14 protein-coding genes and 2 pseudogenes are annotated in these 13,958 nt (G+C 69.8%); 7 read left to right on the top strand and 9 right to left on the bottom strand.

What is annotated here, in order from left to right:
• The first annotated feature begins 462 nt into the window (after nucleotides 1-462).
• Nucleotides 463-1,752: a helix-turn-helix domain-containing protein gene (locus tag OG753_RS35365; RefSeq protein ID WP_327265865.1), complete on the top strand. Its 1,290-nt coding sequence runs from the start codon at nucleotides 463-465 to the stop codon at nucleotides 1,750-1,752.
• Nucleotides 1,749-2,486, top strand: coding sequence for a D-Ala-D-Ala carboxypeptidase family metallohydrolase (locus OG753_RS35360; RefSeq protein ID WP_405791428.1), 738 nt, complete (start codon nucleotides 1,749-1,751; stop codon nucleotides 2,484-2,486). Before OG753_RS35365 ends, OG753_RS35360 begins: the two co-directional genes overlap by 4 nt.
• Nucleotides 2,487-3,233: 747 nt before the next feature.
• Here OG753_RS35360 and OG753_RS35355 read toward each other — a convergent pair.
• From OG753_RS35355 to OG753_RS35330, 6 genes and pseudogenes are all read right to left on the bottom strand, one after another.
• Nucleotides 3,234-3,926: a peptidylprolyl isomerase gene (locus OG753_RS35355; RefSeq protein WP_405791427.1), complete on the bottom strand. Its 693-nt coding sequence runs from the start codon at nucleotides 3,924-3,926 to the stop codon at nucleotides 3,234-3,236.
• A gap of 971 nt (nucleotides 3,927-4,897) precedes the next feature.
• Nucleotides 4,898-5,422: a GlxA family transcriptional regulator gene (locus tag OG753_RS35350; protein WP_405791426.1), complete on the bottom strand. Its 525-nt coding sequence runs from the start codon at nucleotides 5,420-5,422 to the stop codon at nucleotides 4,898-4,900.
• Between the two features lie 98 nt (nucleotides 5,423-5,520).
• Nucleotides 5,521-5,715: pseudogene (locus tag OG753_RS35345) on the bottom strand (GlxA family transcriptional regulator); the annotation flags it as partial.
• A gap of 98 nt (nucleotides 5,716-5,813) precedes the next feature.
• A complete protein-coding gene (locus tag OG753_RS35340) occupies nucleotides 5,814-6,263 on the bottom strand; it encodes an SRPBCC family protein (protein WP_405791425.1) in 450 nt (149 codons plus the stop codon).
• 145 nt (nucleotides 6,264-6,408) lie between these two features.
• Complete coding sequence (locus tag OG753_RS35335; RefSeq protein WP_327265860.1) at nucleotides 6,409-6,798, bottom strand: hypothetical protein; 390 nt, start codon at nucleotides 6,796-6,798, stop codon at nucleotides 6,409-6,411.
• A gap of 119 nt (nucleotides 6,799-6,917) precedes the next feature.
• A complete protein-coding gene (locus OG753_RS35330; protein WP_405791424.1) occupies nucleotides 6,918-8,141 on the bottom strand; it encodes a glutamate-cysteine ligase family protein in 1,224 nt (407 codons plus the stop codon).
• Here OG753_RS35330 and OG753_RS35325 point away from each other — a divergent pair.
• The 3 genes and pseudogenes from OG753_RS35325 to OG753_RS35315 form a co-directional block, all read left to right on the top strand.
• Nucleotides 8,081-9,430, top strand: a pseudogene (locus OG753_RS35325) (GAF domain-containing protein); the annotation flags it as partial. The gene OG753_RS35330 and the pseudogene OG753_RS35325 overlap by 61 nt on opposite strands.
• A 106-nt stretch (nucleotides 9,431-9,536) precedes the next feature.
• A complete protein-coding gene (locus OG753_RS35320) occupies nucleotides 9,537-9,971 on the top strand; it encodes a PP2C family protein-serine/threonine phosphatase (protein WP_405791423.1) in 435 nt (144 codons plus the stop codon).
• A 249-nt stretch (nucleotides 9,972-10,220) separates the two neighbouring features.
• Nucleotides 10,221-10,541: an STAS domain-containing protein gene (locus tag OG753_RS35315; protein ID WP_327265856.1), complete on the top strand. Its 321-nt coding sequence runs from the start codon at nucleotides 10,221-10,223 to the stop codon at nucleotides 10,539-10,541.
• A gap of 26 nt (nucleotides 10,542-10,567) precedes the next feature.
• On the opposite strand, the gene OG753_RS35310 is transcribed toward OG753_RS35315, so the two are convergent.
• The 3 genes from OG753_RS35310 to OG753_RS35300 are packed head-to-tail and all read right to left on the bottom strand — an operon-like array spanning nucleotide 10,568 to nucleotide 12,202.
• Nucleotides 10,568-11,305, bottom strand: coding sequence for an iron-containing redox enzyme family protein (locus OG753_RS35310; RefSeq protein ID WP_405791422.1), 738 nt, complete (start codon nucleotides 11,303-11,305; stop codon nucleotides 10,568-10,570).
• On the bottom strand, nucleotides 11,305-11,562 hold the full coding sequence (locus tag OG753_RS35305) for a CDGSH iron-sulfur domain-containing protein (protein ID WP_405791421.1): 258 nt from the start codon (nucleotides 11,560-11,562) through the stop codon (nucleotides 11,305-11,307). The genes OG753_RS35310 and OG753_RS35305 overlap by 1 nt, the downstream gene beginning before the upstream one ends.
• Nucleotides 11,546-12,202: a HemK2/MTQ2 family protein methyltransferase gene (locus OG753_RS35300; RefSeq protein WP_405792926.1), complete on the bottom strand. Its 657-nt coding sequence runs from the start codon at nucleotides 12,200-12,202 to the stop codon at nucleotides 11,546-11,548. The genes OG753_RS35305 and OG753_RS35300 overlap by 17 nt, the downstream gene beginning before the upstream one ends.
• Before the next feature lie 416 nt (nucleotides 12,203-12,618).
• Between OG753_RS35300 and OG753_RS35295 the strand changes: the two genes are divergently transcribed.
• Together OG753_RS35295 and OG753_RS35290 are read left to right on the top strand one after the other, a co-directional pair.
• Complete coding sequence (locus OG753_RS35295; protein ID WP_327265853.1) at nucleotides 12,619-13,389, top strand: VOC family protein; 771 nt, start codon at nucleotides 12,619-12,621, stop codon at nucleotides 13,387-13,389.
• Nucleotides 13,390-13,509: 120 nt separating this feature from the next.
• Entirely contained in the window at nucleotides 13,510-13,914 is a 405-nt protein-coding gene (locus tag OG753_RS35290; RefSeq protein WP_405792924.1) for a DUF1622 domain-containing protein, read from the top strand.
• Nucleotides 13,915-13,958 lie beyond the last annotated feature (44 nt).

Here is a 13,958-nt window from a genome sequence, read left to right as displayed (position 1 = left end):
CGCACGTCAGGGGTTACGGCAACGTGCAGCCCTGGAAGGGTTCCCACGGCGGCCAGTTCGCCACTGAACGGCCGGACGGCCCTCGGTCAGACCGTCCTGTGGCGCCATGTCTCGCGCGACGTCAAGTGGGTGATGATCCGCGCCCCGCGGGCCGACAGCCCCGACGGCGTCGGCCGGCCGGGGTGGTACTTCATTCCCCGCGACTGCCTTCCCGGACGGCCCGCCAGGCGGCTGGCATCGCCGCCGAAATGAAGCGGAACCACGGTTTGTTGTACCTGTATGCCCGGGCTTTCCGGGATGGGCGTGAACCGCCATGTCCGGCCGGGCGGAAGGCCCTTGAGTCTCTCCCGCAGGTCGGCGATCACCCCCTCGGCGTTCGCGAATTGGCATCTATGTGCTGGAAATTACCAGTCAGAGCTCGGGCCGCCCGCTCCATTCTGGTGCGATTCGGGCGTTCCTTCGGTGTCGATAGAGGTGTGTCACATCAACGGTTCCAAACTCGTCCGGCAGTTGAAGGCGCGACGTGACGTCACTGTCTCGAAGGTCCTCGAAATGACGGCGAGCGAAATCCCCAAAGTGGCGCAGCTGCATGCGAAACGCCCCAAAGAGATCCCGGCTGAACTGGATTTCGCTACGGTCCGCATGCTCGACATGTTCGACAACGGCCGAGCTCCCCTCCTCGACTCCGATCTTGAGGTCTTCCGGAACATGGGGGCGCGCCGGTGCCTTTTCGACTCGTTCTCCGCGTCCGACGTGCGAGACGCATTCGAGGTGGGACATCTGGCCGGCCTGCGAGACGTTCTGTCGGTGGCGAACTCCGAGAACTACGCAGAGTTCGCAAAGCTGATCACGTACGGGGCTCAGGAGAACGCCCGGATCCTCGCGGCCGCCATGGCGGGCTACCACGACACGGCTCGCGTCGAACGGGGAGAGACCATCCAGGCCCGCCGTCAGCTCCTTGCCGAGGTGCTACGCGCGTCGACCGAGTCCGCGGCGATGGCCGCGGCGGCGGGCATCCTCCTCCCCGAGGGCTATCTCATCCTCATTTGCAGGTTCTTGCAGGAGGAGGGAGCCCTCGACCGTGCGCTGGACGCGAGCCGGGGCGTGCTCGGGTCTTCGCCCGGAATCCTCTGGTCCACCGAGGCGCGGCGGGACGAGATGCTGGTGCTGCTACCGGTGAACGGTGACGAGGACGCCGCGGAAGCGCTGTCCGCCGAGCTGGTGACCGCAGCATCTCGAAAGGTGCGATCCGTACGTGCCGCCCAGGCCCTGGCCACCACGGTGGGATCGGTACCCGAAACGCTGCGAGAGCTGCGGCAGATCATGTCCGTGGTGGTGGCGATGCCCGATGCACAGGCGCGCCCCTACAAGGCGGCCGAACTGGTGATAGAGCTCGCCATCTCCCGACAGCCGGCACTGCAGAACCGCCTCGTCGACTTCCTGGGACCGCTCGAAAGGGGGACCGATCTGCGTCTCACCCTCGACGAGCTGTTCTTCCACGAGCTGGACCGGGAACGGACCGCCAATGCGTTGAACATCCACCGAAGAACCCTGAGTTACCGCCTCCAGAAAATCCGGGAGTTCAGCGGGCTCGATCCCAGCAGTCCGCACGGCATCCAGCTCCTTCGGGCGGCGATGACGGCCGCGAACCTTTCTTCCTCCAGGGTCGACGACTCCGACGCTCCTCCTCACCACCCGTCCCTCGATTCACGCGTCCCTCCGATCAACGAACCAGGGAGAAGCCCCTCATGACCCGTCGCCTCTTCACACCGTTCCTGGCCGTGCTGCTGGTCGCCGTGAGCCTGTTCGTCACCACCGTGGCCACGGCGGGAGCCGCCCATGCCGACGGCTGCTTCACCTGGACGCGCACCCTGGCACGGGGATCCTCCGGGGCGGACGTCACCCAGTTGCAGATCCGGGTCGCGGGCTATCCCGGCTCCGGAGGAGTCCTCGGCATCGACGGCGCCTTCGGCCCCGCGACAGCGGCCGCGGTCACCCGCTTCCAGCAGGCCTACGGGCTGCCCGCCAACGGCGTCGCCGACAGCGCCACCTTCAGCAAGATCTACGCCCTGCAGGACAACGACTGCACACCCGTCAACTTCTCGTACGCGGAACTGAACGACTGCAACACCACATGGTCCGGAGGCGCGGTCTCCGCTGCCACGGCCAAGTCCAATGCCCTGCGCACCATGTGGAAGCTGCAGGCCATGCGGCACGCGCTCGGCGATGCGCCGATCACAGTGACCAGCGGCTTCCGCTCACGCGCCTGCAACGCGGCGGTCGGCGGCGCAGCCGACAGCCGCCACCTGTACGGAGACTCGGCTGACCTCGCGGCCGGACCGCATTCCCTGTGCAAGCTGGCCCAGGCCGCACGCAACCACGGATTCGCCGGCATCCTCGGGCCGGGCTACCCGGGCCACGACGACCACACCCACGTGGACCACCGGCCGAGCCGATTCTGGTCGGCGCCCTCCTGCGGCATCTGATCCGGGGCCTCCCCGTCGGCCGCGTCGGGTGAGAGGAGAAAGAACCCCCCACGGGTGGGGCCTTCTGGAGCGAACCCGCCGCATGCTGCCCTTTCCCCCGGCAGCGTGCGGCAGGTTCGCCCGCACGACGGGCTGCCGCCCGGATCCGTACGGCACCTTGGCACCCCGCGCCCCGGCCCCCTCCCCGGCCGGGAACCCGGGCCGCCCGGCAAGCCCTCGGCGTCGGCGCTCATACCGCCGTCCCCGGGCAACGAGTCCCGACGGCAGCAGCCCGACGCCCCTTCGCCCTCCAGCCCGATCAGCCGGCAAGGACTCGTGTGCGTCCCCCGCGTTCCTGCACGCCGGGGCAGCCGCTCCGCCTGCACCCCTGCCTCACCGGCCCCGTTCCATCGCCTCACCCGGCCGGCCAACTCACCTCGCCGGCGGACCGACTCCGTACGCCGCACCCCGTCCGGGCGCGACAGACCCGTCACCCAGGACCACGAGACGATCCGGGGGCCTCCCGGACGCCGGCCGGGGCGGCCCGAGGGGCATCGGCGACGGCCGCCGGCTGAATACGCTCGGGGCTCCATGGCCCGGCATCTGGCTCTGCCCGTCCCGGAGTCCGGCCCCGGCCGGAGCAGTCCGGGCACAAGAGTCGGATCCCTCCGCTTCCGCACCCGGGCGCTTCACCCGGCCAGCATGTCCGCCCCAGGCAGCCACAGGCGCCAGGCATGCTCATAGCGGACGCGGCCACGTCGCGGTGCGTCAATGCCAGCAGGACGGCCGGACGCGAAGCAGCTCGGTCCGCAGCACGGGGGTGCCGTCGACCGGTGCCGGGTCGTCCGCAGTCGGCTCGATGCCTCCGGCGCCGACTTTGTCGAGTGTTTTGAGGCCGTCGGCGCCGACCGTGCCGAACACCGTGTAGTTCGGTCGCAGCGCGGAGTCGCCGTAAACGACGAAGAACTGTGAACCATTCGTACCCGGCCCGGCGTTGGCCATCGCCAGCAGGCCGCGCCCATAGAGACGGCGCGCGCCGGTCGGATCGGTCGGCGCCGGCGGCAGGTCCACCGGCAGCTCGTCCTTGTACTTGTAGCCGGGCCCGCCCTCACCCGTACCGGTCGGGTCGCCGCACTGCAGAACCTTCAGCGTCGGATACGCCGTCAGACGGTGGCACACCGTGCGGTCGTAGAACCCATGCCGTGCCAGGTGCAGGAAACTCTGGACCGTGCACGGCGCCTTGGCCCGGTCCAAGTGCAGCGGGAGCGCGCCCCGGCTGGTCGGAACAGCCATATCGACCGTGCCACGACTGGGGGTGCGCCGCGGGTCGGGCGGCAGCGGAACAGTGCGCGCCGGTGGCTCGTCCGGGGTCTGCGTGTACTGGCAAGGGCCGTGCGTGGTGCGCGGCGGAGCGCCGTCGGAAGCGGTGGCGACACTCCCGCCGGACACGACCAACGCCACGGCCGCGAATGTACTGATGAGTGTTCGGTTCATCTTGCACGCCCTCCCGATGATCGCCAGGTTCTGGAGCGGTCGCAGTCTAGGGCGCGGTTCGGGCGGCGGGAGTGCAACTTCCGGCCGATCAGCGGCGCCACAGCCCGGCTCAGGTCTTCTGCGCCCTCGGACTGCGGTCGCCCTTCCCGCACTTCGCGCGAGTGCCTATCGTCTTTTCCATGGCGAACGGGGTGTACCACACCAAGTACGGCATCACGATCCACCTGACCTTCGAAGACTTGGGCCACCCGGGAACGGCATAGCGCCTCTGGGTGACCGGCGACGCATCTTCGGAGATCATCGATCGCGCACCCTGGACCAGGGTCGACGACGTGCCCTGGCAGCGCATCGTCTCGCCCTTGGCGATGATCGTCCGAGGCGGTGTACGGCACCTTCAGATCTGGAAGTGCACCGCGACCAGCGAGCGATCCTGCCCTGAAGCTGGTTCCCCCTGCGGCAAATTCCACAGTGGCTGGTTCCTGCCCGCCCTGTGCGTCCCGCAGGAACGCGCTACCGCTCTGGATGAACTCGTCGTGACCAGTGCCGACGGAGAACACGTGGCCGTGCGGGTCCGCAACATCCCCCCTACCGAGCCCCCAGCCGTCCGGTGCAGATGCGCCGTCTGTCCGTCCGCGAACGTGCCGTCATCGCGATGGAACTTGGCTGCCCCGCATGGGAGATCGGACCGTGCATGCTCTGCGCGGAGCCGATTCACCGATACGGCCGGTCGAGCGGCCTCGCCTGCGTCAGCTGCCGGGCCACAGCCTTGAGCAGGTAGCCGGTCAGCGCCGTGGACGACGCCACGAACCTCCTGAGAGACCTACGCGACCAGGTCAGCAGTACCACCATGGCCAACTCTGTTGGATGATCGGGTGAGTTGGGCCCCTGTTCGAGACCGCCATAGGAGGAAGCCGTCCAGGAGGGCCAGGGCAAATCCCTCAGCTGTGCTGGCTTCGGCACTGGCTCGGCGAGAGCCCGAGGGCACGCTGGAGTGCGCGGCGCATCGCTTCCGTGGTGGAGTAACCGCTGGAGGAAGCGACGTGCCCGACATCGTCCTGCGTGTCCTCCGGTAGGCGTCGCACAGTTTCTAGGCGTGTGGGCGCCACATAGCACCCTGGGGTGGTTCCCGTTTCGCTGGAAAACGAGCGTGTGAACTGGCGAGGCGACAGGTTCGCCCGGTGAGCCAACGCCTCCACGGACAGGTCCGCGTCGGGGTGATCGGCAATCCGCTGCTGAATCTCGCGCAACACCGGACGCTCTGCGATCTGGGCTCGCATCTGGGCGCTGAACTGCGACTGCCCACCCGAGCGGCGCAGAAAGACGACCATGTAACGAGCCACCATCATCGCTGCGTCACGCCCAATGTCCGCCTCCACAAAGGCAAGAGCCAAGTCAATCGCAGCCATCGCACCGGCGGCCGTACAGACAGTGCCGTCCTGGACGAAGATCGGGGTCGGGTCCACCGATACATCGGGGTACCGCTTCGCCAATTCCTCGGGCGACTCCAGTGCGTCGTCACACGCCTGCCGGCGAGCACCCCGGCCTCGGCCAAGAGCGAGCACCCCGGCCTCGGCCAAGAGAACGCGCCCGTGCACACCGACACCACGCGCTGAGACTTCGGCGCGTGGTCGCGCAGCCACTGGACGACCTCAGGATCGCAGTCGGTCGGTCCCGTCAGGTACCTCGTGCCTCCCGGAACGATCAGAATGTCAGGTGCAACAGCCTCGGCCAGGTCTCCGTCCGCCCCCAGCGTCACACCGGAAGGTGCCTCCGCGGCGCCGCCTCCCGAGCTGCGACAGCCCTTCTGAGCACTTCGCCGGTGCCGCACGGACAGGTTCGCGCGGTCGTCGCCCGTCAAGCATGCCCGACCTCGTCGCGCTGCTCCACGATCTTGGCCAAGCGGGCCAGCATCCCCCTGTGCCGAAGCTGCAGCAGGGCCTCGACGGCGGGGTTGTGAAGAGCTCCGCCCAAGCCGCGCAGGGGGTGCTCGTCGCACACGACCAAGGTCTCCTCGCCCCACGGCCTCAGCTGCAGGAAGATCCTCGCCGTGCCCAAAGCCTTGAAAGCCGCCTCCAGTTCAAGCTCACGGCCTGCCACCTGGTGCCTGACTGTTGTGACCCCTTCAGTCGACCACGGGCCCAGTCGCACGGTGTAGAGGAGCTGGGAGCCGACTTCGGGCCAGGCCTGATCAAGTGGCGTGGACTCGGAGGGTCCCACCACCCACTCCCCGTAGCAGTTTGGGTCGGCGAGTACCGTCCAGACGGCCGGTGGCAAACGGTGAATCAGCTGGTTTCGTACGGCCATGAGCAGGTCCTTCTCGCGTAAGCGACGATCGGACTCGGAGGACTTACCGAAGCCGCCTCGTGCCGTCGACAGCGCGATCGCAGCACGAGAGGGGGAGTACGGCTTCACAGTGCACGGCACACTCGCCGGCTCATGCCGAGCGGCGCTACCCGGCGCTGCGCTTGCCGGGCGGATCCTGGGGGTCCACGCCCGTCGTGGCCGACGCGTCCTTCGTTCCGCTGGGCCGCTGGGACCGACCGCGGGGGCCCAAGTCGTGCATGCCCTTCTCCCCGGAGCCCTTGCTCTGATCTTCGCCTCGTGTGCCGTGGCTCTTAGTCGGCTTGCCGTGGGGGTTCCCGGCTTCTTCCTTGGAGACCGTACGTCCGGGGCCCTTGTCCGGGGCGTATTGGTCCGGGTGGAAGGAACGGTGGGCGCTCGGGTTCTCCTGCTGACGGGTCTCGTCCACATCGGGGGACCAGCCGTGCTGCTTGGTGCCCTCGTGAGGACTCGGTCCCTTGCCGTGCTTCGGCTGGGACGGCTTCGGCTGCTTTGTCATGGCCTGGCCTGCTGTCTTATTCGGGAAATGCGCGCATCGGTGTCGGCGCGCTGCCGTTGCTCTTCTCATCGTCCCACCGTCCACCCAAGTGGTCGTGTCGACTCCGGTCGGGGCGCCCGTCAGGCCGGGGCTGTGGTGCGCGCGAGCTCGCCCACCACGTCGGTCAGGCGCCCTCTGCGGAGATGGGCGGTGCGCTGACTCGCGGCTCCGCCCCAGAGCGCTGCAACCGGTCGGACAACTCCGCCGTGAGGTCCAGGTCCCCGCTGGCAGCCGGTCCGGGCGCCGCGAGGTTCAGCAACCTCTGGTGAGCGGCTTGGAGGGCAGCGGATGGGGAGGCCGGGGGGCCGTCCGTTGCCGATGTCGGGCAGCAGTGAGGTGGCCGGGCCTCGCACGAGGGCGGTGAGCAGCACGACCACGTCGAGGTCGGCGTTGACGTCGCAGACGCGGATCTCCAGCGTCGGTATGTGCTCGGAGGGGCGGGCGTGCCAGTAGATCATCCGGCGGTCCAGCAGGGTGCCGGTGCGGACCAAGTGGCCTGCGAGCCGCTCGTAGCCGGCTTCGTCGAGCAGGGGCGCGGGGCCGACGCCCGGCCACCGGGCCCACTCGACCGAACGGCGGCTGGCCCAGCCGGTGTCCCGGCCCAGGGAGAACGGGGAATTGGCGGCGATCGCCTGGAGCGTCGGCAGCCAAGGGCGCATGTGGTTGGCCAGCGCGAGCGCCTGGGCGTGTCCCGTCACTCCGACGTGGATGTGGCAACCACACACCATCCCGTCGTACCCACCCACCAGGGAGGACCACCGGGCGGCCATCCGCTCGTAGCGCTCGCCGGGGGTCACGGTCAGCGGGCGCCCCGGCGGGACGGCGGGAGTGCCGGTGGCGACGAGCAGGCACCCCTCGCCGGCCGCGGCCTCGGCCATCACCCTCCGCAGCAAGGCCAGTTCGGACCTCAGCACGGCCGGTGTCGCCGAGGGACGGGTACACACCTCGACCTGTGGTCCGAAGAACTCCGTCTGCGCCTGCCCGCCCGGAATCGGAATCGCGGCTTCGACGACGCGGGGCCCCGGGCCATGGGCATACCCGTGCGCCGGTCCACGAGCAGGACAAAGGCTGGAGCGGGCCGCTTCAGGCTCACCCCACTGCCTCGCGTCTACCCCTCCGAGCAGCCGGCAGTCGGCCCACAGGCACCTCCCGTGCTTGCCGGCGCCGGCAAGGCGCGACCGGCAGCCCGCGGCTGTCCTACGATGCCGTTGAGGGCCTCGGGACGAGCAGGACCGGAGGGCACATGCCTGAGCAGGGCCGAGCAACGGAGGCTGACGCAGACAGCGCCGCCCAGCAGCGGGCATTGCGGTGGGCCGGACTGACAGCTGCCTCCGATACCGGAATGGACCGCTTCGCCCGGCTGGTTTCCCGATTGCTCCACGCGCCGGTGGCCTTCGTTTCGCTGGTCGAGGAGGACCGTCAGATCCTGCCCGGACTGGTCGGCCTAGGAGAGCCCTGGGCGGAAAGCCGCGCACTGCCGTTGTCTCATTCGCTCTGCCGGTACGTGGTGGCCTCCGGGCGGCCCTTGGTGGTGCCGGACGCCCGCGCCGACGAACGGCTCCGCACCCATCCGGCCATCACGGACCTCGGGGTCATCGCGTACGCGGGAATGCCGCTGACCGACGCCGAGGGACTCGTCGTGGGCTCTCTGTGTGCCATCGGCCACGAACCGCGGGCCTGGGAGCCGGGCGAGCTGTCCGACCTGGAGGATCTGGCCGCGGCATGCTCTGCCGAGCTGCGTCTGCGCGTCCTGTCGGCGAAGAGCCGGTCCGCGCAGCAGGTGCTGGAGACCGCGCGGGCCGCCGCCGAGCAGGCCAGAAGCGATGCGCAGCGTCTGGAGCAACAAGCCCAGGCCGGGATGGATCATGCCGAGCTCCTGCTGAGGGCCTCGGAGGAGCTGGCCCAGACGTCCGGGCTGGAGGACGTACGACGACGAGTGCGGGACCTGTTCGTCGGCGTCGGGAAGCCCTCGTACGTCGGTCTGCTGGTCGCTGACAAAGACGAACTGCACCGGGTTGCCGACCCGGATATCGAGAACGCGGTGGAACGGGGCGTTCTCACGTTGTCCGTGGACGCGGCGTTCCCGAGCACCCGGGCCATGCGGGAACGCAGGGCGGTTTTCGTTCCCGACCGCGAGGCGATGGTCGCCGACTACGGCACCGAGGCGGTTCGCTTCTTCGACCGCATGGGCCTCACCACGGTGCTGTGCCTGCCGCTCTGGGGCAGTCGCGCTCTGCTGGGCGTGCTCGCGATCTGCTGGTCCAAACGGCACGAGGTGGGCGTCACCGAGCGGGCCACCCTCACCGCCGCGTCCGGCTACGTCGCACAGGCGGTGGAACGCGCCCTGTACCTGGACGAGCGGATCTCCGTCGCCCGGGAGCTCCAGGCCGCCATGCTCACCGACCTGCCCCTCACCGACCACGTCGAGATCAGCGCCCTGTACCAGGCGGCCGCGGACGACCACATGATCGGCGGCGACTGGTACGACGCCTATCACCTGCCCCGTACCGCCGCGGCCTCCGACGGCGAGACCGCTTCGCTCATGATCACGGTGGGCGACATCACCGGACACGACATGCACGCCGCCACGATCATGGGGCAGGTCCGCAGCATGCTGCGCCAGGCAACCCTCGACCATCCCCCCCTACAGTCCCGCCACCGCGCTGACCGCGCTCGACGCTGCCTGCTCGGTCCTGCCCATGGAGACCAGCGGCACCCTGGTGCACGCCCGCCTCGACCCCGTCGACGGCAACCACGACTGGACGCTGACCTGGTCCAACGCGGGTCACCCGCCGCCCCTGCTCCGCACTCCGGATGGGAATGTGGCCCAGTTGCTCGAACACGACGTACTGCTGCACGGGTCGCTCGGGCCGTTCGATCGCACGGAGCACCGGCGCGCCCTGCTTCCGGGCTCGACGCTCCTGCTGTACACCGACGGGCTCGTCGAACGCCGCGGCCGGGACATGGACGCCGCCGTCTCGCAGCTCGTCGCCCTGCTCGCCCGCCACGGGAACCGCCCCCTGGACGAGGTGCTTCGCCGGATCAGCAACCGGCTGGCGCACCCGACGCCCGAGGACGACGTCGTCCTGCTCGCTGTGCGAACTCCCTCAATCCCGCAGCCACAGCGGTGCTGAGACGGCAGGAGCGGCGATTTCCGTTTCGCTGTCGGTTCACACGACGGCCGCCACCCATACCCGCCGCCGACCTGGGCGCGGGCCCCGCGGCAGGTTTCCCAAGGCGCCCCTCAGATTTCCTCAGCCTCGACGATAGTGGTGCGCATGCGGTTTCTGTTCGGCTTCCGATCCGCCCGAGTCGGGCGCTCTCGGCGCAGACCGCGACCTACGTACGGTTCCTGGCTGGCGGGCACGCTGAGCGGGACCGGCGTGACTCGGCTGCCCGACCGTGGGGACGGCTCCCTGGTCCTCGTCCTCGCCGGGGAGTTCGACGGCGGAACCGTCGCTCCGTTCCGCCGTGCCCTGGCCGAGGCCCGGACCTCCCGGGCCGCACGGACCATCATCGACGTGTCCGCAGTCAGCTACGCCGACACCGGACTGCTCCGGCTCCTCGTCCAGGCCCACCACCGCATCCCCCGGTTCGCGGTGGCGGGCCCCCTCCCGCCCCAGCTGCGCCGGCTGCTGGAGATCAGCGGCGCTGCGGCGGTCCTGCGCATCACCCCCGACGTCGAAGCGGCGCGCCGGGTCTGAGCCCGGCGCGCCGCCCCGGCGGGGTCTCAGTGCTCCGGCAGGGCCGTGCGCAGGGCGCTGCGGCCCGAATCCCAGGCCCCGCGGATGTGGGCGGCGAGCCGGTCCTCGACCAGGACGGTCGCCGCGCAGCCGAACGCGACGTCCCCCTCCAGCTCCGGTTCGTCCGCGAGGAGGCCACCGATGACCTCGTGGCGGACCACCTGCTCGTGGACGGCGTCGGCCTCGACGTGCTCGGCGTAGAAGTGCTCGGCCGCGGGGCCCGCCCCGCAGCGCCGCATGGCCCTGGCCAGGCGGCGGGACCCCGGCGACGAGGTGACCTCGACGCACGCGAAGTGACCGACGAGCGCTCCGCGCATGGCCCGGTGCAGTCCGAAGAGGGACATCAGGTTGACGGTCGCGAGCAGCGGGGCGAAGGCCTCTTCGACGGACCGGGGTGCGTCGGACAGTTCGGTGCGCAGGGCGTGCAGGAAGCGGGCTTCCAGGGCCTGGCGCAGCCGCAGCAGGTCCGGATCCCATTCGCGTTCGCCGTCCACGCCGTCGAAGCCGCGGTAGTGCAGTTCGTACAGCAGGTGGAGCGACAGTTGCAGGTCCTCGCCCCACGGGTCCGCCTTCAGGACGGCCCCGGGCGCGTACACCGGCGCCGTGCCCGATCGCAGGGCGCGCGTCACGGCGCCCGACAGCTCGCCCCGGCCCGCGACGAGGCGCGGGCCGGCGGCGCCTGCCGTGGTGGTGGCGTCGGTGACGGTCGGGCTGGGTGGGGTCATCACGGGTTCCTGTCCTCGGGCGGCGTCGCGGTCCTCTCGCGGCGGCGGTGGCTGGTGTCGCACCAGGGATACGTGCGACTGCGGCGGCAGGTGCACAGCGCGACCACGAAGCGGTCGGACCGGGCCACCGTCCCGTCGTCCAGGACAACCTCGACGGGGCCCTCGACCAGCACCGGGCCCTGCGGTTCGACGGACACCCGACGGACCTCCGCGGTGACGGGGACTGGGCACCGGGCGGGGTCAGGGGCGCCGGGCACGGATGACCACCAACTCTTCCCGCTCCTCGGCTTCGGCCGCCAGGCCCCGCTGTTCCAGCCAGGACCGCCGCGACCGCAGGACCGGGCCCCACGGCACGGATGCCGTCGCCGTCACTTCAGCGGCCAGCCCTGCCCCCGCCAGCCGGTCGAGGGTCTCCTCGGCGCCGCACATCCCCGAGTGCACCATCAACAGGACTCCGCGGGGCCGCAGCAGGGCCGGGGCGCGCCCGCAGATCCGGTCGATGACCGCGCGCCCGTCGAGTCCGGCGTCCCAGGCCCGCTCCGGCCCGCGCGAGGGCAGTCGGTTGTCCGGAGCAGGGACGTACGGAGGGTTCGAGAAGACGACGTCGAAGTGCCGTCCGGCGGCGCGAGCCTCGAAATCCCCGTGCAGGACACGCAGGGGAAGACGGTGGAGCCAGGCGTTCAGCCGGGCCGTGGCCACCGCGGACCAGGACACGTCGACTGCCGTGACCCGGGCACCCCTGGTCGCGGCGTGCAGCGCCAGGGCGCCGGTGCCCGTACCGATCTCCAAGATCTCTGTATGGGACCCGAGGTCCTCATCGGCGAGGGCCGCGGCCAGCAGCCTGGTGTCCGCCTGCGGCTGGTAAACGCCCGGCAGGGCCACCAGGCCGCCGGGCAGCGTGGTCACGGAAAGAGCAGTACTGGGCACCGTACCTCCGGTGTCACCGCGGCCCGCCGGCGAGCCGCAGCGATTGCTTGAGGTACGGCACCTGCCCTGACCCGTGCGCCCCATCCAATTGAGCGTCGATCTTCGGAGGATCAGACCAAATTGGCGCCAACATTTCTCAGACCGCACGTCGACCTGAGAAGCGCAGATTCGCCTCTCGATCCAAGACGCTCATCAAGATGGCGCATCGAATGCGAATCGATCTCGAAATAGGTGCGGGATAGGTGCGGGATAGCTTGGCAGGCCTGTGGATGAGGAGGGTGCTTGCCGGAGGGGCGCCCCACCGCACCGCCTGAACCCTCCGACCGAGCTACGGTGGGAAGGTCTCGTACGAGGTGAGCAGCAGGATAGGCGGGCGGCCCGTAACTGTGTCCACGTCAAGTCATGAAGCCGCCGGCGCACCCTGCTGGGTGAGTCTGACGACCGCGGACCTCACTTCTGCTCAGCGGTTCTACGGTGCCGTGATGGGCTGGACGTTCCGACGGACCCGACGTGGCGAGTGGTTCTCTTTCGCCTTTCGCGACGGTGCTCCCGTGGCCGGTTTCGTGGAGAATCCATCGCTGCCCGCTGCCTGGACGCCGTACTTCGCCGTCGACGACGCCGACGTCACCGCCGCACGTATCCGCGAGCGCGGCGCAACCGTCGCGGTTGGCCCGCTGTCCTTCCGTCGGGGCCGGGCCGTGCTGGCCGCGGACCCCGACGGGGCTGTCTTCGGGCTCTGGCAGGGCGGAATCTTCAGGGATTGGGGGGTGGGCCGCGGCGCCGCTCCCGCCTGGCTGGAACTCCGCACCCGCGACGCCTTCGCCGCCGCCATCTTCTACGGGGAGGTCCTGGACTGGGCCGGCGAATCGCCCACATCCTGCGTACCGGCCTACGAACACGATCACGTCGTCGTGCGCCACGGAGACAACACGGTGGCACGGATCAGTGGCGGAGCGGTGGACACAGACCCCGACCCACACGTGCGACCTCGGTGGCACGTCCACTTCCGGGTACCCGACCTGGAGGCCGCGGTCGAGGCGGCCACCACGGCAGGAGGAAGCATCGCCTCTCCAGTGGAGACCTCAAGCGCCAGCCGGTGGGCCGCCCTCCGCGACCCGGAGGGCGCCCTGTTCACAGTGCTGGCACCACAAGGATGACACCGCCCTTTGCACGCCGGGATGCCGCGTGGGGAGGCTAAGCGCAGAAGGTTCCGGCGTGAGCTGAGTCTCGTGCCGCGGATCGCCCGTGCAACGGCTGCGGCCGGGTGGACGGGCGCAATGACACTGGCCGTATACCTACTGTCCGAGTCCGGGGTTCAGGAGCTGATCGGATGGCTCGTCCGTGTGATCGAGGCCGCCGGCACACTGATCATCTTCACCGGTGCGCTGTGGGCGTTCGCCCGCTTCGCCTCGACCGGGCTCCGCAGGCGATCGCTCATCGGTGAGTTCAACAAGATTCGGTTGAGCCTGGGGCGCTTCCTCGTTCTGGGACTGGAATTCCAGCTCGCGGGTGATGTGCTGCGCACCGCCGTCGCCCCCGGCTTTACGGAGATCGGGCAGTTGGCTGCCATCGCCGCGATCCGGACCCTCCTGAACTTCTTCCTGACCCGGGAAATCGCGGAGGAGCGGGCCGAGATCGAACAGGTCCGCAAAGGGTCCGAGCCTCGCCTCGCAGCTCCCTGAAGGCCCTTTGTGACGCGGATCTGAGCGTTGATCGCAGCTTGCGG

This window comes from Streptomyces sp. NBC_00029 (assembly GCF_045160505.1).
GTDB lineage: Bacteria > Actinomycetota > Actinomycetes > Streptomycetales > Streptomycetaceae > Streptomyces.
The sequence above is the reverse complement of the archived record's forward strand: the minus strand, read 5'-3'. Positions and strand labels throughout refer to the sequence as shown.

Excerpts from the sequence above, each read along its gene's own strand:
- OG753_RS35360 (WP_405791428.1), top strand. The coding sequence starts at position 1,749 with ATGACCCGTCGCCTCTTCACACCGTTCCTGGCCGTGCTGCTGGTCGCC.
- OG753_RS35340 (WP_405791425.1), bottom strand. The coding sequence starts at position 6,263 with ATGGCCGTACGAAACCAGCTGATTCACCGTTTGCCACCGGCCGTCTGG.
- OG753_RS35290 (WP_405792924.1), top strand. The coding sequence starts at position 13,510 with ATGACACTGGCCGTATACCTACTGTCCGAGTCCGGGGTTCAGGAGCTG.
- OG753_RS35310 (WP_405791422.1), bottom strand. The coding sequence starts at position 11,305 with ATGACCCCACCCAGCCCGACCGTCACCGACGCCACCACCACGGCAGGC.
- OG753_RS35320 (WP_405791423.1), top strand. The coding sequence starts at position 9,537 with ATGGAGACCAGCGGCACCCTGGTGCACGCCCGCCTCGACCCCGTCGAC.
- OG753_RS35330 (WP_405791424.1), bottom strand. The coding sequence starts at position 8,141 with ATGCCCGCTGCTGGGCGGCGCTGTCTGCGTCAGCCTCCGTTGCTCGGC.
- OG753_RS35335 (WP_327265860.1), bottom strand. The coding sequence starts at position 6,798 with ATGACAAAGCAGCCGAAGCCGTCCCAGCCGAAGCACGGCAAGGGACCG.